The 20747-nt window shown below is 64.4% G+C and carries 18 protein-coding genes, 1 tRNA gene and 1 pseudogene; 5 read left to right on the top strand and 15 right to left on the bottom strand.

Annotated elements, in window-relative coordinates:
- Positions 1-35 precede the first annotated feature (35 nt).
- From BM190_RS30510 to proB, 8 genes are all read right to left on the bottom strand, one after another.
- Positions 36-1274: a divergent polysaccharide deacetylase family protein gene (locus tag BM190_RS30510; RefSeq protein WP_092261420.1), complete on the bottom strand. Its 1239-nt coding sequence runs from the start codon at positions 1272-1274 to the stop codon at positions 36-38.
- A 164-nt stretch (positions 1275-1438) separates the two neighbouring features.
- Positions 1439-2797, bottom strand: a complete 1359-nt coding sequence (locus BM190_RS30505; protein ID WP_018318850.1) for a S41 family peptidase — start codon at positions 2795-2797, stop codon at positions 1439-1441.
- Complete coding sequence (locus BM190_RS30500) at positions 2794-4152, bottom strand: murein hydrolase activator EnvC family protein (RefSeq protein WP_092261511.1); 1359 nt, start codon at positions 4150-4152, stop codon at positions 2794-2796. The genes BM190_RS30505 and BM190_RS30500 overlap by 4 nt, the downstream gene beginning before the upstream one ends.
- 32 nt (positions 4153-4184) lie before the next feature.
- Entirely contained in the window at positions 4185-4667 is a 483-nt protein-coding gene (gene rlmH, locus BM190_RS30495) for a 23S rRNA (pseudouridine(1915)-N(3))-methyltransferase RlmH (RefSeq protein WP_018318848.1), read from the bottom strand.
- 112 nt (positions 4668-4779) lie between these two features.
- Positions 4780-5136 (bottom strand): ribosome silencing factor, encoded by a 357-nt coding sequence (gene rsfS / locus BM190_RS30490; protein WP_018318847.1) that lies wholly within the window; start codon positions 5134-5136, stop codon positions 4780-4782.
- Between the two features lie 222 nt (positions 5137-5358).
- A complete protein-coding gene (locus BM190_RS30485; protein ID WP_177237390.1) occupies positions 5359-6003 on the bottom strand; it encodes a nicotinate-nucleotide adenylyltransferase in 645 nt (214 codons plus the stop codon).
- A gap of 20 nt (positions 6004-6023) precedes the next feature.
- Positions 6024-7319 (bottom strand): glutamate-5-semialdehyde dehydrogenase, encoded by a 1296-nt coding sequence (locus BM190_RS30480; RefSeq protein WP_092261419.1) that lies wholly within the window; start codon positions 7317-7319, stop codon positions 6024-6026.
- Positions 7320-7537: 218 nt separating this feature from the next.
- The gene (gene proB / locus BM190_RS30475) at positions 7538-8659 is read right to left on the bottom strand and encodes a glutamate 5-kinase (protein WP_092261418.1); all 1122 of its coding nucleotides are present in this window, start codon (positions 8657-8659) and stop codon (positions 7538-7540) included.
- A 189-nt stretch (positions 8660-8848) separates the two neighbouring features.
- Between proB and BM190_RS30470 the strand changes: the two genes are divergently transcribed.
- On the top strand, positions 8849-9817 hold the full coding sequence (locus BM190_RS30470) for a Bug family tripartite tricarboxylate transporter substrate binding protein (protein ID WP_092261417.1): 969 nt from the start codon (positions 8849-8851) through the stop codon (positions 9815-9817).
- Between the two features lie 28 nt (positions 9818-9845).
- The gene (gene comJ, locus BM190_RS30465) at positions 9846-10352 is read left to right on the top strand and encodes a competence protein ComJ (RefSeq protein ID WP_092261416.1); all 507 of its coding nucleotides are present in this window, start codon (positions 9846-9848) and stop codon (positions 10350-10352) included.
- Positions 10353-10375: 23 nt separating this feature from the next.
- Here comJ and BM190_RS30460 read toward each other — a convergent pair.
- The 3 genes and pseudogenes from BM190_RS30460 to BM190_RS30450 form a co-directional block, all read right to left on the bottom strand.
- Positions 10376-12012, bottom strand: a pseudogene (locus BM190_RS30460) (alkaline phosphatase family protein).
- 242 nt (positions 12013-12254) lie between these two features.
- Positions 12255-13295, bottom strand: a complete 1041-nt coding sequence (obgE, locus tag BM190_RS30455; protein WP_092261415.1) for a GTPase ObgE — start codon at positions 13293-13295, stop codon at positions 12255-12257.
- A gap of 85 nt (positions 13296-13380) precedes the next feature.
- Complete coding sequence (locus BM190_RS30450) at positions 13381-13863, bottom strand: MaoC family dehydratase (protein ID WP_177237389.1); 483 nt, start codon at positions 13861-13863, stop codon at positions 13381-13383.
- Positions 13864-14132: 269 nt separating this feature from the next.
- Here BM190_RS30450 and BM190_RS30445 point away from each other — a divergent pair, with 269 nt between their 5' ends.
- Positions 14133-15047 carry a DMT family transporter gene (locus BM190_RS30445; protein WP_092261509.1) on the top strand — a complete coding sequence of 305 codons (915 nt, stop codon included), beginning with the start codon at positions 14133-14135 and terminating at the stop codon, positions 15045-15047.
- A 162-nt stretch (positions 15048-15209) separates the two neighbouring features.
- Here BM190_RS30445 and BM190_RS30440 read toward each other — a convergent pair whose 3' ends face one another.
- The 3 genes from BM190_RS30440 to rplU all read right to left on the bottom strand — a co-directional run bounded on the left by BM190_RS30440 (position 15210) and on the right by rplU (position 16717).
- Complete coding sequence (locus BM190_RS30440; protein WP_026202082.1) at positions 15210-15803, bottom strand: GNAT family N-acetyltransferase; 594 nt, start codon at positions 15801-15803, stop codon at positions 15210-15212.
- A gap of 154 nt (positions 15804-15957) precedes the next feature.
- Positions 15958-16227 (bottom strand): 50S ribosomal protein L27, encoded by a 270-nt coding sequence (rpmA, locus tag BM190_RS30435; RefSeq protein WP_008137923.1) that lies wholly within the window; start codon positions 16225-16227, stop codon positions 15958-15960.
- Positions 16228-16330: 103 nt separating this feature from the next.
- The gene (rplU, locus tag BM190_RS30430) at positions 16331-16717 is read right to left on the bottom strand and encodes a 50S ribosomal protein L21 (protein ID WP_008538808.1); all 387 of its coding nucleotides are present in this window, start codon (positions 16715-16717) and stop codon (positions 16331-16333) included.
- A gap of 331 nt (positions 16718-17048) precedes the next feature.
- On the opposite strand from rplU, the gene BM190_RS30425 reads away from it, so the two are divergent.
- Positions 17049-18203, top strand: coding sequence for an ROK family protein (locus BM190_RS30425; protein WP_092261413.1), 1155 nt, complete (start codon positions 17049-17051; stop codon positions 18201-18203).
- A 575-nt stretch (positions 18204-18778) separates the two neighbouring features.
- A tRNA-Ser gene (locus BM190_RS30415) sits at positions 18779-18868 on the top strand.
- Between the two features lie 725 nt (positions 18869-19593).
- Here BM190_RS30415 and BM190_RS30410 read toward each other — a convergent pair.
- The gene (locus tag BM190_RS30410; RefSeq protein ID WP_092261411.1) at positions 19594-20595 is read right to left on the bottom strand and encodes a Bug family tripartite tricarboxylate transporter substrate binding protein; all 1002 of its coding nucleotides are present in this window, start codon (positions 20593-20595) and stop codon (positions 19594-19596) included.
- Between the last annotated feature and the right edge of the window lie 152 nt (positions 20596-20747).

Raw genomic sequence — 20747 nt, 5'->3', positions numbered from 1 at the left:
GTCCCGCGGGACCCGTGCCGTACCAATCCGTTGATTTAGCTGGATTTTGATTTCAGCATCGCGGTTGTCAATGGCACCAAAAGGATACCCCGGTCGCCCAACGTCTTGGTCCAGGCGCCGATGCGCTCGATCGAGACGGGAAGGGCGGAGGCGGTGCCGACAGCCGCGCCGCGCTCGCGTGCCGCCGATTCCAGCTTGTTCAGGGCGCGGTCGATCTCGGTCGGGGTCGGCACCACGTCGATCGCGATGTCGCCCTTGCCGAACGGCATGGCCTGGTTCGCCGCGGCCTGGGCTGCGATGCTGCGGGGCGAGGAGCCGTCGTCGAAGAAGCCGAGGCCGCGCTTGGCCGCCTCGCGGATGATCGGCTGCATCGCCGGCTCCGTCGCGATGAAGCGGGCGCCCATGAAATTGGTGATGCCGGCATAGCCCTGCATCCGGCTGAAATGCCAGAACAGGCGGTCCATGTTCTGGTCGGCGCTGAGCGAGGTCAGCAGCGTCTGCGGTCCCGGATCATTGTCGGGGAAATCGTAGGGCTCCATCGGGATCTGGAGGAAGATCTCGTGGCGCTGCGCGCGGGCCCGTTCGGCGAGCTTGCCGGGATCGGTGCCGTAGGGCGTGAAGGCCAGCGTCACCGCCGCCGGCAGCCTCATGATCGCATCGGTGGTCTTGGCGGCGCCGACGCCGAGCCCGCCGATCACGATGGCCACCACCGGCATCTTGGCGGCCTTGGCGCGATCGGCGTCCGCCGCATAGACGTTGAACGGCTTCAGCCCGTCGGCGACCACCGGGATCATGCCGTAGCGTGACTTCTCCAGCAGTTTTGGATTGATCCCAGCCATGACGGGCGGTGGGGCCGAAGCGGCCCCGGCCTTGTCGCCTGCGTCCTCGCCGATCACCACGTCGTGGCGGGCGCCGGTGGAGCCGTCGATCATGGTGACGGTCTTCTGCTCGCCCGGTGCGGCCTGCTTCGGCGTCTCCTGGCTGTCGTGCTTGCTATCCTGCTTGCTGTCCTGCTTGCCGTCCTGGCCGTGGCCGGCGGCGGGCTTCTCGGCGGGAGCCTTGTCGGCGCCGTTCTCGCGGATGGCGATCCGCGTCATCGGCTCGCCGCCGAGCGGATCCTTGTTGAAGATGGCGAAGCCGGCAAAGGTGAGGAGGAACAGGCCGAGCAGCACGGCGAGCGCCTGCATGGCCGTGAACGGCAACCGCAGCCGGCGTTTTCGACGCGGCTTGTCCTGTCCGAGCGGGGCGCTCAGATCATCGGCCGTTTCAGTCATGCGCGATCCCGAATCACTGCCAATGACGATACCACGCCGGGGTCAAGCGGCGGCAGGCCGGGATAGGCCGGGGATGCCAGGAGTTTCCAGCAACCAGGAGTTCCAAGCAAAAAGGGCGGCTCCGAGGAGCCGCCCTTTCGTGGGATCGCGTGGATGCGCCGACTTTAGTTCGCCGCTTTGGGCTTGTCGGTCGTAGCCTTGTTGTCGCCGCCCGGGGTGGGCGCGGCGGAGGCGCTGTTCTTGATGCCGTGGAGCAGGTCGTCGGCGAGCTTGAGCGCCTTGTCGTCCTTGGCGTCCGGCGGGACGTAGGACTGCGAGCCGGTCTTCTCGTCGCCATCGTTCTTCAGATGACCGCGCAGCGAAGCCTCACCCTTGGTGTCGGTGCGCGACTTCAGCTCGTCCGGCACGTCCTGCAGCACTTCGATGTCGGGCACGATGCCCTTGGCCTGGATCGACTTGCCCGACGGCGTGTAGTAGCGCGCCGTGGTCAGGCGCAGCGCGCCGTTGCCGCTTCCGAGCGGAATGATGGTCTGCACCGAGCCCTTGCCGAACGAGCGCGTGCCGACGATGGTCGCGCGCTTGTGGTCCTGCAGCGCGCCGGCGACGATCTCCGATGCCGATGCCGAGCCGCCATTGACCAGCACGATGACAGGCTTGCCTTTGGTCAGATCGCCCGAATGCGCGGTGCGACGCTGGGTCTCCTCGGCGTTGCGGCCGCGGGTCGACACGATCTCGCCCTTCTCCAGGAACGAGTCGGACACGGTGACCGCTTCCTCGAGCAGGCCGCCCGGATTGTTGCGGAGGTCGATGATGTAGCCCTTCAGCTTGTCGCCGATCTGATTGGAGAGGTTGGCGACCTCGCGCTTCAGGCCTTCGGTGGTCTGCTCGTTGAAGGTGGTGATGCGGATATAGGCGATGTCGTCGGCCTCGACGCGCGCGCGCACCGAGCGGACGCGGATGTTGTCGCGCACCAGGGTGACGTCGATCGGATTGTCCTGGCCCTTGCGGATGATCTTGAGCTTGATCTTGGTGTTGACGGGGCCGCGCATCTTCTCGACCGCCTGGTTCAGGGTCAGGCCCTGCACCGCTTCATCGTCGAGATTGGTGATGATGTCGTTGGCCATGACGCCGGCGCGCGATGCCGGGGTGTCGTCGATCGGCGAGACCACCTTGATCAGGCCGTCTTCCATCGTGACCTCGATGCCGAGGCCGCCGAACTCACCGCGGGTCTGCACCTGCATGTCGCGGAAGCTCTTGGCGTCCATGTAGCTCGAATGCGGATCGAGGCCGGTGAGCATGCCGCTGATGGCGGATTCGATCAGCTTGGTGTCGTCGGGCTTCTCGACATAGTCGGAGCGCACGCGCTCGAAGACGTCACCGAACAGATTGAGCTGGCGATAGGTGTCTGCGGTCGCGGCTCGCGCGCTGGAGCCCATGAACACCGCGCGCGGCTGGGTCACGAACAGCATCAGCGCCGCACCGGTGGCCGCGCTGAGGAGGATTACTGAAGTCTTGCGCATCATCCGCGAACCTTCTCGCCTTCATTTGCGGCCCACCATGGGCCTGGATCGATTGGAGTGCCGTCCTTACGGAACTCGACATACAGCACAGGTTGACTCGCGTTCGTCGCGAGAATGGAGGCGACCTGAGAGGTCGATCCCATCGTCGCAACCGGCTCCCCCGTGAGCACAAACTGTCCGATGTTGACCGAAATGCGCTCCATCCCGGCGATCAGGACATGATACCCGCCCCCGGCGTTGAGGATCAAGAGTTGTCCATAGCTGCGGAACGGGCCTGAATAGACCACCCAGCCGTCACACGGCGTTGTGACCTGGGAGCCGGGCTTGGTCGCCAGCGAAATGCCCTTCTGGACCCCGCCGACCCCGTCGGAACCGCCAAAATCCCTGATCTTGTTACCGTTAACCGGAAGAGGCAGGAGACCCTTGGCGGAAGCAAAGACGATCGCGGGGGTGGTCCGGGACCGGTCCTTGAACACGCCCGGCCCGGACTTGGCGCTCGCGCTGGCGCTGGCCGCCGCCTTGGCCTCGGCCTGCCTTGCGGCCTCGGCTGCCTTCTCGGCGGCCTTGGCGGCGCTTTGCAGATCCTGCTCCATCTTGGTGATCAGGCCCTGGAGATCGCCGACCTGTCTCGAAAGCGCGATGGCGCGCGAATTCTCCGCGTCGAGGTCCTTTTCGCGCGCCGCCTGCTGGCGCTGCCGCTCGTCGACGAGGGCGGTGAGCCGGGTCTGGTCGCTCCTGACCTTGTCGCGATCGGAAGCGAGCTGGTCGCGCTCGGTGGCGATATTCTTGCGCAAGGCCACGAGCTCGCCGAGCTCGCTTGCGATCTTTTCGGCGCGGCCGCGCAACTCCGGCACCACGGCGCCGAGCAGCATCGCCGTGCGCAGCGATTGCAGCGCATCTTCGGGCCGCACCAGCAGCGCCGGCGGCGTGCGCCGTCCGGCCCGCTGCAGTGCCGCCAGCACCTCGACGATGTCGGCACGGCGCGAATCGAGCGAGGAGCGCATCGCCTGCTCGCGTCCGTTGAGCGCGCGCAGCCGGGCTTCGGTTTCGTCGATCTTGGTCTCCACGCTGCGCACATTGGCGGCGGTGTCGATCAGCTGCTGATTGAGCTGGGTACGGTCCTGGCCGAGTGAGGTGATCTCGGCCTTGAGCTTGGCCTGCGCCTCTTCCGCGCTCTTCTGCCGGGCGCGCGCGGCTTCGAGCTCCTGCTCGCGCTGCTTGATGGCGTCGGGCGAGACGGCGGCGGTCTGCGGCGCCGGCGCTGCGGTCTGGGCTTGCGCGAGGGTTATGTAAGCTTGCGCGAGGCTTGCGCCGGCAACGCTTGTGATCAGCAGCAGGTTGAGGAGCGGCGCTCGCATCGTGTCGGCAAAAGTGCCCGTTGTGGCGCGGATCACGCGCGGTGATAGGGGTGGCCGGCCAGAATGGTGGCGGCCCGATAAAGCTGTTCCAGAAGCATGACGCGGACCATTTGGTGCGGCCAGGTCGCAGAGCCGAACGCGATCGCGAGCTTGGCCTTACGGCGCAATTCGGGCGAAAGTCCGTCCGCCCCTCCGATCATGAAGATAGTATGTCCGGCCCCCTCGTCCCGCCAGCGCCCGAGATGCCGTGCGAATACGGTGGAGTCGAGATTTTGCCCGCGCTCGTCCAGTGCCACCAGGATCGATTTGTCCGGAATATGCGCGGAGATCGCGGCGGCCTCTTCGGTCATCCGCGTCGCGGTGTCGCGCGCGCGGCTCTCGGGGATTTCGTGGACCAGGAGTTCGCGGAATCCGAGCTTGCGGCCGGCCTCGTCGAACCGCTCGAAATAGCGGTCGGCAAGCTCTCGTTCGGGGCCCTGCTTCAGCCGGCCCACCGCAATGACAGCAACGCGCATGATATCTTCAGGGGTCTGATATCTTCAGGGTCGTGTTTTCAAGACCGCGCGCAAATGGCGCGCGCACGACGCTAGCATGCGCGTCAGCCGATTCGAAATCGGCTCGATCAGCCTAGATCGCCTTCGCCGCCCCTGGGCCCTGCGTGTACAATCGCTCGAGATTGTAGAACTCGCGGACCTCGGGTCTGAACACGTGCACGATCACGTCGCCGGAATCGATCAGCACCCAGTCGCAATTGGGCAAGCCCTCGACATGGATGTTCTTGATGCCGTTTTCCTTGAGGCCCTTGGCGACGTTTTCCGCGATCGCGCCAACGTGCCGGTTCACCCGGCCGGTGGTGACGATCATGTAGTCGGAGTACGCCGATTTGCCGCGAAGGTCGATGGTGACCGTCTCTTCCGCCTTCATGTCCTCGAGGCGGGAGAGGATCAGGCTCAGCGTCTTGTCGGCGTCGGGTTGCGCCTTCAAGGCCGCAGCTTTGGCTGATGTTTTACGCGCCGGCTTGGCAACCTTGGGTAAAACAGACTTCGTCGAAGCTGACTTGGACAATACAGATGTGGTCAGGGACCATTCCTTTCACTGTATCGCGAACGCCGAATCCGCGCTCACTGGTTACACTACATCATGTGGGGTTAAGGGTTTCAATATGCCAGAGAGGCGAAAGCCCACACCACATCCGCACCTTCGTCCTCACATTTTACCTTTCCAGCTCCCGTCCGGGTTCCGTAAGCCCGTTGAGGACAGATTCAGCTTCAATCCGGTCAGGAATACCCAGGCCGGCGCCGGCCGGTCCGCAAGCAGCGCTGCCTTGCTCTCGGGCAGGCGGTAGCGTGCCAGCGCCTGGGCTGCGGGGGAGGCGAGGGCGCGAAAACTCTGCGGCGGGCGATCGATGACTGCCATCGGCACCTGGCCGGCGATGCGCCGCCAGTCCTGCCAACGATGGAATTGAGCGAGGTTGTCGGCGCCCATGATCCAGACAAAGCGCAGGCCCGAGAAGCGGCGGCGCAAGGTGTTGATCGTGTCGATAGTGTAGCGCGTGCGGATGACGGATTCGAGACAGCTGACCTCGATCCTGGGATCATCGGCGACGTCGCGCGCGGCCTGCATGCGCTCGCCGAGCTGATGCAGATTGCCGTTCTCCTTCAGCGGATTGCCTGGGGTCACCAGCCACCAGACACGATCGAGTTGCAATCGCTGGAGCGCGAACCGGCTGATCGCGCGGTGGGCCTGATGCGGCGGATTGAACGAACCACCGAGCAGGCCGATGCGCATGCCCTCCGTGTGGGGCGGGACCGCTTGCGCCACGAAACGCGGCACGACGAAATTGTTGCTCAATGCCCGCCCCGAGACGTTGCTTACGGCCGCGTCTGTCCGGTGCCGTGAACGCGATATTTGAAGCTCGTCAGCTGCTCGGCGCCAACAGGGCCGCGGGCGTGGAAGCGGCCGGTCGCGATCCCGATCTCGGCGCCGAAGCCGAACTCGCCGCCGTCGGCGAATTGCGTCGAGGCGTTGTGCAGCACGATCGCGGAATCGACCTCGCTGAGGAATTTCTTCGCAGCCGCCTCATCCGCGCTCACGATCGCATCGGTGTGATGCGAGCCATGGTTCTGGATGTGCGCGATTGCGCCATCGACGCCGTCGACGACCTTCGCCGCGATGATCGCGTCGAGATATTCGGTGTCCCAATCGTCTTCGCTCGCAGGTTTAACGCGCGCATCCGTTCCTTGCACCGTTTCGTCGCCGCGCACTTCGCAGCCCGCTTCGATCAGCATCTCGACCAGCGGCTTCAGATTTTTGCCGGCCGCAGCACGATCGACCAGCAGCGTCTCGGCTGCGCCGCAGACGCCGGTGCGGCGCATTTTTGCGTTGAGCACGAGCGATTTCGCCATGGCGAGGTCGGCGCTGGCATCGACATAGACGTGGTTGACGCCTTCCAGATGCGCGAACACAGGCACGCGCGCTTCCTGCTCGACACGCGCGACGAGGCTTTTCCCCCCGCGGGGCACGATCACGTCGACCGCGCCGTTCAGGCCCGAGAGCATCATGCCGACTGCCGTGCGGTCGCGCGTCGGCACCAGCGTGATCGCAGCCTCGGGCAGGCCCGCCTCGCGCAGGCCCTGCACCAGGCATTCATGGATCGCGCGGCAGGACCGAAAACTGTCCGAGCCGCCGCGCAGGATCACGGCATTGCCGGACTTCAGGCACAGCACGCCGGCGTCGGCCGCAACGTTCGGCCGGCTCTCGAAGATCACGCCGACGACGCCGAGCGGCACGCGCACGCGCTCGATCCTCATGCCGTTTGGCCGCTGCCAGCTCTCGGTGACGATGCCGACGGGATCGGCGATGCCGCGCACGATGCCGATGCCCTCGGCCATGCCCTCGATGCGCGCCGGCGTCAGCGTCAGGCGGTCGATGAAGGAGGATGTGGCATTGCCGGCGGCGCGGGCTTCCGCGACGTCCTCGGCATTGGCGGCGAGGATCGCCGCAGAGCTCGCGCGGATCGCCCGCTCCATGGCTTCCAGCGCCCGGTTTTTCTGCTCCGGCGGCGCCAGCGCCAGCACGCGCGCGGCAGCGCGGGCGCGGGTTCCGAGATCGGACATCAGCGCCTGGAGATCGGCATTGCCGTCAACGGCTTTGAGGGGGGCGGCCATGGGAGGTTCAACCTTCTGCTAAGGCGGTGTCCTAGCACGGAAATCCCGCTTTTGCGAAGGGCAGGGAGGGTATGGCAGGGCTTCGACCGGTGGGGTGGGCTCGGCCACTGGCCCAGCCCCCGACGTCATGGCCGGGCTTGTCCCGGCCATCCACGACCTTCGCGCGGCACCAAGAACGTGGATGCCCGGGACAAGCCCGGGCATGACGGAAAAAGCCTCTACCCGCCCACCACCAGATCGTCGCGGTGGATCATCTCCGAGCGCCCGCTGATACCTAGGATGGTCATCACATCAGGGGAGGAGCGGCCCTTGATCCGCTCGGCGACCTCGGCGTCGTAGGCGATCAGGCCGCGGCCGACCTCGCTGGTGTCGGGGCCGCGCACGATCACGGCATCGCCGCGGGCGAACTGGCCCTCGACCTTGATCACGCCGGCCGGTAGCAGGCTGGCGCCGGCGCGCAGCGCCGTCACAGCGCCGGCATCGATCGTCAGCGTGCCCTTCGGCTCCAGCGTGCCCGCGATCCAGCGCTTGCGCGAGGTGATGGGATTGGCCGGCGTCAGGAACCAGGTGCAGCGGCCGCCATCGGCGATCGCCTGCAAGGGATGCTCGATCTTGCCGGAGGCGATCAGCATATGCGTGCCGCCGGTGGTCGCGATCTTGGCCGCTTCGACCTTGGTGCGCATGCCGCCGCGCGACAGCTCGGACTCGGCATCGCCAGCGACAGCCTCGATCTCCGAGGAGATGCTCTCGACCACCGGAATGAGTTTTGCGTTCGGATTGTTCTTCGGCGGGGCGTCGTAGAGCCCGTCGATGTCGGACAGCAGCACGAGCAGGTCGGCGCTCGCCATGGTGGCGACGCGGGCGGCGAGGCGGTCATTGTCGCCGTAGCGGATCTCGTTGGTCGCCACCGTGTCGTTCTCGTTGATCACGGGGATGGCGCGCCACTCCAGCAGCTTGCCGATGGTGGAACGTGCATTGAGATAGCGGCGGCGCTCCTCGGTGTCCTGCAGCGTCACCAGGATCTGGCCGGCGCCGATACCGTGCGCGCCGAGCACCTCGGACCAGATCCGCGCCAGCGCGATCTGGCCGACGGCGGCGGCGGCCTGGCTCTCTTCCAGCTTGAGCGGGCCGCGCGGCAGCTTGAGGCGGCTGCGGCCGAGCGCGATCGAGCCGGAGGAGACGACGAGGACGTCGCGTCCCTCCCTGTGCAATTTGGCCATGTCGTCGGCGAGCGCGGCGAGCCAGGACGCCCGCACCTCCCCCTTGTCGGAATCGACCAGCAGCGCGGAGCCGACCTTGACGACGATGCGGCGGAATTGACTGAGTTCGGGGCTGGCCATGGCGGTCGTCAAATTGCTCTGTCGTTGGTCCGGCGGAGCAAAAAGGGGCGGCGCCGATGCGGCTAGCTTTTGCAGCAGGACGGTGGCCGGCGCAAGGCAGAGGAGCCGGTAAATAGGCCTAACGGCACCCTTGTCGGCCGAGGCCCGGGCAGTCTATGCCTCGAATAATCAATAACGAGGGAGGATGACGTGGACCGACGCAGCTTCATTGCCGGAGGCCTCTCGCTGCCCTTGCTGGCGCAGGCCGGTGGCGCACATGCTCAATCCGGTCCGCTGACGCGCATCATCTTCCCGTTCGCGGCAGGCGGCAGCGGTGATGCCTTGTGTCGTCTCATCGCCGAGCAATTCGGCGCCCCGCTTGGGCGAACCATGATCGTCGAGAATCGTACCGGTGGTGACGGGTTGATCGGAATCAGGGCCGTGAAGGGCGCAAGCTCGGACGGCAATACAATCTTGGTGACGACCGGTCCGACCATGTACCTGCTGCCGATGGTGGAGAATCAACCGAGCTTCGACGCGGCCAAGGATTTCGTCCCCGTGTCGCAACTCGTTCGCTTCGAGTTTGCCGTCGTTGCAAGTCCCGCGATCGGGGTGGGTAGTTTTAGTGAACTCGTCACCTGGTTGAGGGCAAATGTCGCAAAGGCCGCCTATGGGACACCAGGCAGCGGCAACATCCCGCACTTCCTCGGATGGCGACTTGAACAGATCCTTGGTCTTTCAATGACCCGGGCGCCCTATCGCGGGAGCGCGCTTGTCATGAATGACCTCATCGCCGGCCATCTGCCATTCGGCATCACCACGGTATCCGATGCGATCGCGCAGCATCGTGCCAACGGCGTGAGGATCCTCGCGATTGCAAGCGCAGAGCGCTCGCCGTTCGTTCCCGATGTGCCGACGCTGAAGGAAAGCGGCATCGATCTCGTTGCCGACGGCTGGTACGGCATGTGGCTCCCCGCCGGCAGCCCGCCGGATTTTGCCGAAAAGCTCAGCGCAGCCGCGGTCGCGATGCTGGCCAAGCCGGAGGTGAAGGACAAGCTCACCGCGATCGGGTTGATTCCGGTCGGAAGCAGTGCGGACGGGCTTTCGAAGGAGCTCGCCGCGAACACGGCGTTCTGGCAGCCGATCGTCAAGGCGACGGGATACAAGATCGAGAATTGAACCGTAATCGTGAAGTGGATCTCTGCTAATGGAACAGCAGCTGCTTGGCGCCGCGCGGTTGTTTGCGAGTCACTATCAGATCGTCGTCTGCGACGATCCGCGCAGACCGCTTGGTGCTGATGAAAATTGGAATGACGAGAAAACCAAACGGGGCTTTGCAGGCGCGCCCACGTTCCGCATGATCAATACCGAAGCTGATCTTAATGACCATTGGGTCGAGCTGGTCGCCGCTAGCCGGCCGCCCTCCTTCGATGAATGGCAGCGGATCACCTGCGTCCACTTCCGATCCGAGAGCGGACGCGTTCACGTCATGTCGGTGATCGACAATGAGTCTGCATATTCCGCAGACGTGGAGCCGGGCGATTATTCGATCTATGCGGCCGCGCAAAATCTTGGAATCGATCAATTGAGCCTCGGCGAGAGCACGAAGCTCGCTGATGTCGAATTCGCCCAGCGAAAAGATGTCGAGTGGTATCGCCTCTTTCTGGTTCCGGGCAAACCGGAGTTCGAAGGACGACTCGTGGACCGCCCTTAAGACGTACCGAGCGATGATTTGGCTTACATCTTCGCGCGTTGCGCGATGCCGTCCTTGATCGCGTCGAGCTCTTTCTCATCCCAGATGCCGATCAGGAAGCCGCCTTTCACCTGGAGCTGGTTCTCGGCATAGGCTGCGATCTTTTCGGGGGGCGTGGTGATGTGACCGCTCGGATGCAGCGCCCAGTCGAACAGCTCGGCCTGCAACCGCGCGATGATGCCGGCGCACTCTGGGTCGTCGCCGCGATCGACATATTCCTGCGGATCGGTTTCGAGATCGTACAGCATCGGGCGGAAGCCGGAGGCGTGGATGTATTTCCAGCGGCCGTCGAACACCATGAACAGGCGGCAGCGCTCGATCGGCTGGTTCAGCTTCAGCCGCACGTCCTGCATGGCGTAGTCGTATTCGGAGAACGTCACCTTGCGCCAATCAGGCGGCGTCGATCCGCGCAGCAGCGGCAATAGTGAACGTCCCTCGAGGATGTGCCCCGGCACCTTGCCGCCGAAATAGTCGACGAAGGTCGGCGCGAGGTCGATTCCCTCCACCAGCGCGTCGCTGCGCGTGCCGCGCGTGGCGTCAGCCTCTTGCGAAGGGTCGATGATGATCAGCGGGATCTTCGCCGACTGCTCGTGGAACAAATCCTTCTCGCCCATCCAGTGATCGCCGAGATAATCGCCGTGATCGGAGGTGAACACGATCATGGTGGTTTCCAGCAGGCCGCGTTCCTCCAGAAATTTCATCAGCACGCCCATCTGGTCGTCGATCTGGGTGATCAGGCCCATATAGGTCGGGATCACCTTCTCGCGGGCATCGTGGCGCGCCATGTTGCGGGAGTAGCGCATGTCCATATAGGCGCCGAACACCGGATGCGGATTCTGCCGCTCGCGCATCGAACGGATCGGCGGGATCATGTCCAAGGTCGAGTACATGCTCGCGTAGGGCTCCGGCGCGATATAGGGCCAGTGCGGCTTGATGTAGGACAGATGCAGGCACCATGGCTTGCCGTCGGTCTCGGCCTCGCCGATGAAATCCATCGCGCGGCGCGCGTCATGTAGGGCGTTTCGGAATGCTCGTCCGGCACGCGCGCGGCCTTGTCGGCATGCACCAGCAGCCAGCCGTTCTGCAAGCTACCGTCTTCCGCCGCGCCCGAATTGGCCCAATGCTCCCAGGGATTGGCGGCGTCAAAGCCTTTCTGGCGCAGATACTCGTCGTATTTCGGTCGCGGGCGGCCGGTCGGATGCAGACCGTCGTCGCGCTCATACGGTTCAAAACCGCATTCGGCGACATGCACGCCGATCATCGATTCCGGGGGAATGCCGAGCGCCTTCATGCCTTCGAGATCGGGCGCCATGTGGGTCTTGCCGACCAGCACGTTGCGCACGCCGATCTTGTTGAGGTGATCGCCAAGCGTCGGCTCGCCGACGCGCAGCGGCCAGCCGTTCCAGTGCGAGCCGTGCGAGCGCATGTAGCGGCCGGTGTAGAACGACATCCGCGACGGACCGCAGATCGGCGATTGCACATAGGCCTTGCTGAACAGCACGCCGCGCTTGGCCATCGCGTCGATGTTCGGCGTCTTCAGTGTGGGATGGCCGGTGCAGCCGAGATAATCATAGCGAAGCTGGTCGCACATGATCCAGAGAACATTCTTCGCCCGCGCCATGCGTCATCCCTGCATTTTCTTGATGTTGGATGCTGCGCTATTGGAGGGGCGAAGACAAGCCGGTGATGCGCGTACGCGTAGCCGCAATCTCCGCCGTCATCCCTGCGAAAGCAGGGACCCATAACCACAGGGCGTGGTTTGGCGAAGACTCGATGTTCGGTACTACGACCATCCGCATCGAGAGATCACGCGGTGTGGGTCCTGCGCCCCGTGCGCAATTGCGCACTAGGCAGGGATGACAATCACGCCGACCACGGCTCCGCTTCGGCCGCGCTCTTGGCCTTGGCCGACACCGGGGCCTCGCCGATCACCTCGACCAGCGCACGCAGCGCTTCCTTGACACCATCGCCGGTGACTCCGGAGAGTAGCAGCGGCGTCTTCTTGGCGGCGCGCTTCAGCCGGTCCTTCTGCTTCTTCAATTCGTCCGGCTCGACCGCGTCGATCTTGTTCAGCGCGACAATCTCGATCTTGTCGGTGAGCAGCCCGCCATAGGCGTCGAGCTCCCTGCGCACCGTCTTGTAGGCCTTGCCGGCGTGCTCGCAGGTCGCGTCGATCAGATGCAGCAGCACGCGGCAGCGCTCGACATGGCCGAGGAAGCGATCGCCGAGGCCGGTGCCTTCATGCGCGCCTTCGATCAGGCCGGGAATATCGGCGAGCACGAATTCGCGGCCGTCAGCATTCACGACGCCGAGCTGCGGATGCAGCGTGGTGAAGGGATAGTCGGCGATCTTGGGCCGCGCCGCGCTGACCTTGGAGAGGAAGGTCGACTTGCCGGCATTGGGCATGCCGACGAGGCCGGCATCGGCGATCAATTTCAGTCGCAGCCAGATCCAGCGCTCTTCGCCCACCTGGCCGGGATTGGCGTTGCGCGGCGCGCGGTTGGTCGACGTCTTGAAATGCGCGTTGCCGAAGCCGCCATTGCCGCCCTCGGCCAGCACGAACTTTTCGCCGACCTTGGTGAAGTCGTGGATCAGCGTCTCGCGGTCCTCGTCGAAGATCTGCGTGCCCATCGGCACCTTCAGCACGATGTTCTTGCCGTTGGCGCCGTGGCGGTCCGAACCTGAGCCGTTCTCGCCCTTCTGGGCCTTGAAGTGCTGCTGGTAGCGGTAGTCGATCAGCGTGTTGAGGCCGTCGGCGACCTCGATGATGACGTTGCCGCCGCGGCCGCCATTGCCGCCGGAGGGGCCGCCGAATTCGATGAACTTCTCGCGGCGGAACGCCACGCAGCCGTTCCCGCCGTCACCGGAGCGGATATAGACCTTTGCTTCGTCGAGGAATTTCATGGGCCATAGGTAGGCCAGCAGGTCTCCCGCGGCAACCCGGATAGACCCGCAAATCGGCCGAATTTCTCGCGATTTCGCCCCTTGCTTAACCAGTCGGCCGGCGCCGGATCAGGAATTTCTGCGTCCCCTCCAGCACCAGCTCCTTGCGCTGGTTGAACACGGTGCTGCGGAGCGTCACTGCGCCGGTGGTACGTCCCGGCACCAGCTCGGTGACTTCGAGCGCGGGGTAGATGGTGTCATCGGCAAACACGGGCTTGAGGAACCGGCTCGACTGCTCGAGGAAGCCCACCAGGGACTCCTCGACCATGAACGGAAACAGGCCGGCGCCCGGCGCGGTGTGGATCAGCGTCTGAAAACCGTGGGCGAGCAGATGCGGCATGCCGCGGCTGCGGCAATATTCCACGTCATAGTGCACGGGATGGGTGTCGCCACTCGCGGTCTGGAATGCGGCGAATATCGCCGAGGTCTGGGTCCGGCTCGGCAGCACGAAGCGTTCGCCGATGACGAAATCCTCAAACCAGCGTTGCGTGGGGATCATGCGATGCTGGGTCGGATCGAAATCGGTCATGTCCATGCTCACTTTATCGGCGGGGCGCTTATCGCTACCGCGATGCGAAGAGTGCGACAATCCGTTCAATTCGGCTTGCGCGGGGTTGCCGCGGCGGCTCACGTCATTAAAAACGACCGCAAGCGAACTCTAGCGCTGATTTTCTGCGCTCTCTCCGCCCGTCATTGCGAGGAGCGTAGCGACGAAGCAATCCAGACTGCCGCCATGGAGACGGTCTGGATTGCTTCGCTTCGCTCGCAATGACGACCTCTCACAGTCCGACTTATTCGATGCCCCTGTTCAAGAACCTCTCCGCCTATGACGATCGCTCCGCGCGCCTCGCCGGCATCGGGCTGATGGTGCTGTCGATCTTCATGTTCTCGTTCGGCGACGCCATGGGCAAGTTCCTGGTCGGGACTTATTCGGTGGGGCAGCTCTTGTTCCTGCGCGCCTGCGCGGCGCTGCTGCTGCTCGCGCCGCTGATCTGGCGGCAGCGTCATGATTTCGTCCGCCTCGAACGGCCGTGGCTGCAGCTGTTTCGCGTCGTGCTGTCGACGCTCGAGGTCGCCGCCTTCTTCCTCGCCACCGTCTATCTGCCGCTCGCCGACGTCATCACCTATTATCTTGCCGGTCCCATCTTCGTCACCGCGATGTCGGCGATCTTCTTAGGGGAGAAGGTCGGCTGGCGGCGCTGGACCGCGATCCTGATCGGCTTCTGCGGCGTCCTGATCGCGCTGCGGCCGTCGGCGCAGACCGTCAGCCTGCCGGCGCTGATCGCGCTCGGCGGCAGCCTGTCGTTTGCGACCTTGATGCTGATCACCCGCAGCCTGCGCAAGACGCCCGACATCGTGATGGCATCCTCGCAATTCGTCGGCACGTTTTCGCTGGGCGCGGTGCTGTCCGCCTTCCACTGGGTGCCGCCGACCCCTGGCAGCCTGGTGATCTTCGCGCTGGCCGGATGCGTCTCGGTCACCGCGCTGTTCTGCGTCAACCGCTCGCTCAAGCTGGCGCCGGCCAGCGTCGTGGTGCCCTACCAATATTCGATGATCGTCTGGGCCGTGATCTTCGGCTTCGTCGTGTTCGGCGACGTGCCGTCAATGGCCACGCTCATCGGCGCCGCGATCATCATCGGCGCGGGGTTCTACATCTACTTGCGCGAACGGGATTTGGGTCGCGAGAGCGTGGAAGTGAATCCGCCGGCGTAACCCCACTCACGCCGTCGTCCCTGCGAAAGCAGGGACCCATACCCACAGGGAGATGTTTTGCGAAGACTCGGAGTGGGCGCTTTTGCCTCACACTCCTCCCTGTGGTTATGGGCCCTCGCTTTCGCGGGGGCGACACTGGTGATTGAGGACGCAGTGCGCCACCTACCTCATCCTTCGCGCACTGCTCCAGCTCTTCAGCGAGGCCCACACGCCGCGCGAGAGGCGGAAGCAGTCGACCGGCGTCGACGATCCCAGCGCGAGGAAGCGGTGCAGCTGCACGCCGCTCCACTGGAAGCCGCACTTCTCCAGCACCTTGCGCGAGGCGGGATTGGTGACGCGCGCGCCGGCATAGAGATGCTCGTCCTCGAATTCCTCGAAGAAGAAGTCGATCGCGCCGCGCGCGGCCTCGGTGGCAAAGCCCTGGCCCCAGTGCTCGACGCCGAGCCAATAGCCGAGCTCGGCATTGCCAGGCGTGGAGCAGTCGATGCCGACCATGCCGACCGGCCCGGTATCGTGCTCGATCAGGAACACGGTCTCGCTGCCGAGCGCGGCGGTGGCGCGGACGAAGGCGACGGCGTCGTCCTGCGAATAGGGGTGCGGGAGGCGGCGGGTGTTTTCGGCGACGCGGCGGTCGTTGGCGAGCCGGGCGATGGTCCTGACGTCGGCGAGGGTCGGCCGCCGCAAGGTCAGCCGTTCGGTGGCGACGACACCAGGTCTCGCCTCAGCCAAGGTCGCGCTCGAGAAATCCTGCAACATGTCCGGCTCCGTGAAAGTCACTAAGTCAAAGTGAGCAAGTCAAAAGAAAAGGGGAGGCCGGTTTCCCGCCTCCCCCTTGGAGCCTTCGATCTCTTGCGATCTTAAGGACTCCGCCGGTTTGGTAGGACCGGCGGACTCCAATTTGATCCACCGTCTATTCAGCCGCCTCTGCGAGCGGGAGAACCGATACGAAAGTGCGGCCGTTGGCTTTGGCCTGGAACGTGACGCGACCCTCGATCTTGGCGAACAGAGTGTGGTCCGTGCCCATGCCGACATTAAGGCCCGGGTGCCAGGTGGTGCCGCGCTGACGCGCAATGATGTTGCCGGGAATCACAACTTCCCCGCCGAACGCCTTGATGCCGAGGCGCTTACCCTTGGAATCGCGACCGTTGCGCGATGAACCGCCTGCTTTTTTGTGAGCCATGGCTCGTCTCCGAAATCCTGCGTATTTCTAGATCAATTCCTTGACGGAATCATTTCAAAATTTCTCACGCATCAATTCGTGAATTGGCGTGATCGATTCTGCGTTACTCGGCGGCTTCCGCTGCCGGCTCCTTCGCCACCTTCTCCTTCTTCGGACGCGGGCCCTTGGTGGGCTTGGCGCCATCCGTCAGGATCTCGGAGATGCGGAGCACCGTGATCTCGTCGCGATAGCCGCGCTTGCGGCGCGAATTCTTGCGGCGGCGCTTTTTGAACGCGATGACCTTGGGGCCGCGCTTGTGGTCGAGCACCTCGACCGCAACGGACGCACCTGCGACCGTCGGAATGCCCAGCACCGGCGTGTCGCCGCCGACCACCAGAACTTCATTCAGCTGCACGATCGAGCCGACTTCGCCTTCGATCTTGCCTACTTCGAGAACATCATCCGGCACGACGCGGTATTGCTTGCCGCCGGTTTTGATGACTGCGAACATCGTTTTTTTCTCCGTGTTCAATCCCGGCCTCGCGACTGGTATCGTCGGGGTCGGCTTTTTGTCAGTCGCTATGGGTTTATCGAGTTTTGTGCGGGCGGGAGTTATCCCTTTGAAAACCCACGCAAAAACAAGCGGCGCGAGAAACGCCCCGCGCCGGGTGTGGGACTTATAGCCGCCGGCAGAGAAGAGTCAAGGAAAACCGCGGAAAAAGGCCCGGATTTGAAGGCCTTGGACCTCTTCCGGCGCCTCGTCGAATCTGCGGGATAGCATTGCAACCAACGGGTTCCCTTGCCGTTGTCCTCGCAAATCGACATGCGGGCAAGGGCTTACCATGGCAACGGACGAACTGGTCAAGGCGACGGGCATCGCCCATCACGGCGCGGAGCGGCTGCCGTCGGTGGAGATCGACAGTTTCAACATCGAGATGAAGGACGAGGACGGTTTTCTCGGCGATCGCGCCAGCAAGGGCGCGTTCCGCGACATCCTCGACCGCTGGCGCAAGCCGCTGCGCAAGACCGGGGAGGACCCGTTCGGCAAGGAGCCCTCGGAGGAGATCAGCAAGAAGACGCTGGATGCCATCCTGGTCGGCGACGACACCGAGGCCTCCGCGGTGGTGCACAGCGCGATCGAGGATTTCGCCCAGGAGCTTGCCTATGTCACCCGGCGTTTCCTCAAGACCAAGGCCTGGGCCAAGACCGAGCGCATTGTGGTCGGCGGCGGCTTTCGCGATTCCCGGCTCGGCGAGCTCGCGATCGCGCGCACCGAGATCATCCTCAAATCCGAGGACTTCAAGATCGACATGATGCCGATCCGCCATCATCCCGACGAGGCCGGCCTGGTCGGCGCGCTGCATCTGGCGCCGTCCTGGATCTTCGAGGCCTATGACAGCATTTTGGCCGTCGACATCGGCGGCACCAACATCCGCTGCGGCCTGGTCGAGACCAACTGGAGGAAGGCCAAGGACCTGTCGAAGGCTAAGGTCGTGAAATCCGAGCTGTGGCGTCATGCCGACGACGAGCCGACGCGCGAAGGTGCGGTCAAGCGCCTCACCAAGATGCTGAAGGGGCTGATCACGGAAGCCGAGAACGAAGGCTTCAAGCTCGCGCCTTTCATCGGCATCGCCTGTCCCGGCGTGATCAATGCCGACGGCTCGATCGAGAAGGGTGCGCAGAACCTGCCGGGCAATTGGGAGAGCAGCAAGTTCAACCTGCCGGCGAGCCTGATCGAGGGCATCCCCGAGATCGGCGAGCACGACACCGCGATCCTGATGCACAATGACGGCGTGGTTCAGGGCCTCTCCGAGGTGCCGTTCATGCAGGACGTCGAGCGCTGGGGCGTGCTCACCATCGGCACCGGCCTTGGCAATGCGCGCTTCACCAACCGCCGCAAGGAGAGCGCCAAGGACCGGGACAGTACGGAGAACGGAAAGAAAAAGGCCAAGGAAAACAACAAGGAAAACAACAAGGACAGCGCCAAGAGCGACTAGCTGCGCGTTTTCAAGCGAAGTGGACACCGGTTCGCGTCGAGAAAACGCGCAAAACAGGGAATCTGGAGCCCCGTTCCGATGTCATCGGAACGGAAGCGGCTCCAGAGTAACCTTGACTGGTTAGGTTAAGGACCGGATTGCGTTGCGGCGCCGAGGCCGCACGCTAGGGTCGAATTGTCGCCTCACCTGGCCGGCGAAGCCGCCCTTCCCAGCCAGTATTTCAATGAGCGGCAAGGGACCGCCAGTGTTTACCGCGTCTGGCGGTCCCACCCCGTTTTTTCGAACATGCAATGAGACGCCCGCTCCGAAGGCGGTGCGCCCCCTCCCCCGCGCGCGGGGGAGGGTTGGGGAGAGGGTGTCTCCGCATTGGGGTTGTCGAAGCGGACGCCTCGCGCGCGCGAAAACCGGGGCAAATCGCTAATCGGACCGCCTTTCCCCCCGTTCGCGCCGGGAAGGGGCGGGCAGAGGGCGAAACAGGCAGCGGATTTTCGCCCCGCGCGCCTTGTCTGGCCCGCCATCCTCGCCTATTAACGCCCCCAACCACAGGGGCCGCTGCTCCTACCATGGCGCCTTCAGGAGAGGTGGCAGAGTGGTTGAATGCACCGCACTCGAAATGCGGCATAGGTGCAAGCCTATCGGGGGTTCGAATCCCTCCCTCTCCGCCATAACGCTGCCAGCGGCCGGACGAATTTGCAGGCCATCTCCTTGCTTTATCCGATCGGATAGTTCTCCGCGGAGAAGTCGGTGCAAAGATGGGGCTTCAGTATCCTATCAAGCTAGTAGTTTCGGACGACCGCAGCTGCGGTCGTCGTGGTTCAAAAGCAGATTAGCTAACTACGAAACGGGATCAATTTGCCTTGCCACTTCCCGCCATCTTCGAAGAGAAACCGATAAAGTCCTTGCGCGCAAACTGCCGGTGTCTACTGGTGCCGTGATTCGTTCCTAAGCCCCCATCTTTTTCCACCCACACTCGCCAGACAACCTTGAGACCGTGGTTCTTGGCAAACTCGTCAATGAGGTCCTGCCGGATAGACTGGCACTATGCGACGGCGAACGTCGGGGCAAACAAAAATCCACACCAACGTTGACTGCGCAGCTCGCTCGCCTTCGAGAGGGTTGGCCAGAGCCTGGCCAATCGTCGAGCAGGATCGCTTCGAGATAAGGCGAGCGTGCGCATGATGGTGACGCGCTGGTGCACGGCGCCAGAGAGCGCCGCGGGCTTAGCGTGCCCAAAGCGAAGGGGCCTTAAGTCCGGATCAGCTCCAGCGCGATCTCGCGCGCACGCGCCTTGGGAGTCTTTCGGATCTCCAGCCCGAGCATGACGTAGTGTCGAGCACGCTACGTTACGGCCGCTCCTTCGCGTGCGCGCCACCCCCCGGCGATCCCCCCGCTACTGCGCGCCAATCCCCGCGCTCTCAATCACCCGCTTGTAGCGCGCCGTCTCATCGACGATGAACGGGACCATCTCGGCCTGCCCTTTGTCGGCAATCGACACCTGGCCGTTGGTGGTGAGGTCGGCGGCGATGCCGGGGTCGGCGAGAACGGCGGCCAGCGCCTCGGAGAGCTTGCCCACGATTTTCGGGTCGGTCCCGGCCGGGACCGAGACCCAGGTCGAGCCGGCGTTGACGGCGTCGGGGTAGCCGGCCTCGAGCACCGTCGGCGCATCGGGCAGCGCGGCCATCCGCGCCGCCCCGGTGGTGCCGAGCACCTTGACCTTGCCGGTGTCGATCAGCGGCCTCAGCACGGTGAGGTAGTCGAAGGAAACGTCGAGGACGCCCGACATCATATCCGTCATCTGGTTCGCGCCCGACTTGTAGGGCACATGGGTCAGCTTGATGCCGGCGGCCGCCTTGAACATCTCGCCGGCGAGATGCTGGGCGGTGCCGGGGCCGGGGGAGCCGAAATTGACCTTGCCCGGATTGGCCTTCGCGTAGGCGACGAATTCAGCCAGCGTGTTGTAGGGCGCCGCCGCGGTCGCGACGAGGATCTGGTTCGACGAGCTCACGCCGCGAATGTGGACGTAGCTCTTAAGCGGGTCGTAGCTGAGCTTCGTCAGTCCGAGGTTCGGCTGGATCGTCATCGGCCCGCCGGAGGCGTAGAGCACGGTGTAGCCGTCCGCTTGCGCCCGCGCCACGAACTCCGTCCCGATGGTGCCGCCGGCGCCGGGCCGGTTCTCCACCACCACGGGCTGCCCGAGCCGCGTCCGCAGCAGCTCGGCGATCTTGCGCGAGACGAGGTCGGTGACGCCCCCGGCTCCGAACGGCACCACCCAGGTGATTGCGCGGCTCGGCCAGGACTCCGCGGCCGTCTGCGCCCGCGCGGCGCTCGCATGAAGTGCCAGTGCCATCGCGACGACGAGACAGAGAAACGATCTTGCGAGCGCTCTCGTCATCGCCCTTCCGGGACGCCTGCTCAGGCCGCTGCCCGCGCCAGATCTCGCGGCGGCGCCTTTCGGAGCGCTCGCACCATCCGCTCCCTCCAGGAGTTGCGCAGGTGCAAACGCCATGGATGCAGTTCTCCCCGGTACAGTGTGGCCGTTGATGG

It is taken from the genome of Bradyrhizobium sp. Rc3b, from assembly GCF_900114915.1.
Lineage (GTDB): Bacteria > Pseudomonadota > Alphaproteobacteria > Rhizobiales > Xanthobacteraceae > Bradyrhizobium.
This window is presented reverse-complemented; position numbering and strand designations above follow the sequence as displayed.